Genomic DNA, 1,852 nt, shown 5'->3' on the forward strand with positions numbered 1-1,852 from the left:
GGCTGATATCGTCGAGCCAGTCGATGCAATAGTGCGCAAGCCGCGCCGGCAATATCTCCTCCTCCCACGCAACCGCCGGCGCCTCATAGCCCTCAAGCTGCTCAAGTACGGACATCAACGCGTCACGGCCCTCGCCGCGCAAGCGCGTGTCGGCGCTCAGGTGCTGCCAGTCGAAGAGAAAGCGCATGAAGTCCTGCAACTCAACCGGCTCGATTTCGCGTCGCAGGCGCCGGACGGTGTAGCGATGGATGCGCGCCAGCAGATGCCGCTCGCACCACTCTTCTTCGATGCCACCCGGAGTGAAGCGCCCGCGCATCACATAGCCCTCGCCTTCCAGGCGCGTCAACGCCACTGCCGCCGCCGACGCCGGCAACACCAACGCGCGGGCAATGGCGGACAGGGGCAGCGGTCCGAAACCTGCGAGGCGAGCACGCACGATCTCGACGAGTGCATCGTCTTCGTTCCAGGTCTCGTCGAAACCCGGAAGCGGTACGAGGAGCGGCGACATCGGCGCTTGGGGAAAGAGCGCACGCATGCAGGTCAGGCGTTCGATCGGCACCCACAACGCGTCTTTGTCGGCCACCTGCAGCCGGGTTGCGCGACCGCTCTGAGCAAGCGCATCGAGCCAGTCTCCCCAACCGGGATTCGCCCGTGCCTCCGCTTGTGTGACGCACGCAAGACTCATCAGCGCTTCGTGCATTTCATCTGCATTGCGAACCGATGGCCACGCTTCTTGCGCCACGGCCGCAATGGCGTCGGGATCAAGCGCGCCAAGATCGTCGGCCGATTCGGGGTCGCTCCAGCGCCGCGCAAGCACCGCCTGCGTGCGGCGCTCCTCGATGGGCGCATCGTCGAGAAACGCGTATGGGCGCGCCGACAGGATCTCGGCGGCAAGCGGCGACGGCGCCGGCAAATCGCGCGCGATGAGCCGCACTTCGCCGGCTTCGATACGCCGCAGCAAAGCAACCCACGCGTCGGTGTCCATGGCGTCGTGCAAGCAATCGTCGATGGTCTGGTCGACGAGCGGATGATGCGGGACGTCCCGTTCGCCCACCACGTTCTCGATGCACGCCACCTGGTCTGGAAAGATCGTCGCGAGCAGGTCTTCGCTTTTCATGCGCTGCAGTTGCGGCGCGACACGACGTCCGCCCACATAGCGCGGCAACGCGAGCGCGTTCGTCGCGTTCCAGCGCCAGCGCACGCTAAACAGCGGGGCATCGAGCAACGCCTGGATCAACACATGCTCGGCGGTGGCTGAGCGAAGGTAGCGCCAGACTTCGTCGAGTTCGAAACTATGGGCGCCCGTGAGCGACAGCACGATTGCATCCTCCGTCGCCGCGGCCTGGAGCTCGAAGTTGAAGGTGCGGCAAAAGCGCTTCCTTAACGCCAGGCCCCACGCACGGTTCACGCGGCTACCGAACGGCGCGTGGATCACGAGTTGCGTGCCGCCGGATTCGTCGAAGAATCGCTCCATGACGAGCGTGTCTTGCGTCGGCAGAACCGTCAGCGCCGCCCGTGCCCGCGCGAGGTATTCAACGATCTGTCGCGTCGCGTCCTCGTCGATACCCATTGCTTCGGATAGCTTGACAATCGTCGCGTCGACTGAAGAGTGTGCGAGCCACGTGTCCACGTGCTCGCGCAGCCGCGAAATGGCCGACGACAGTTCGTCGCTGCGCCCCGGCGCCTCGCCAAGCCAGAACGGGATGTTCGGCGGCTGTCCATGCGCATCCTCCACGCGCACACGGCCGCCTTCCACGCGCAGGATCTTGTAGGACACGTTGCCGAGCTGAAACACGTCCCCTGCCAGGCTTTCGACTGCAAAGTCCTCGTTGACCGTTCCGATCTGCAGTCC

Annotated in this window: 1 protein-coding gene; it reads right to left on the reverse strand. The window is 65.1% G+C overall.

Annotated features, from left to right (window positions below):
* The coding region (locus WCA53_RS15185) for an Lhr family ATP-dependent helicase (RefSeq protein ID WP_423911724.1) at positions 1 to 1,852 on the reverse strand (1,852 nt) is incomplete at both ends.

This window comes from Caballeronia sp., from assembly GCF_049581465.1.
GTDB lineage: Bacteria > Pseudomonadota > Gammaproteobacteria > Burkholderiales > Burkholderiaceae > Caballeronia.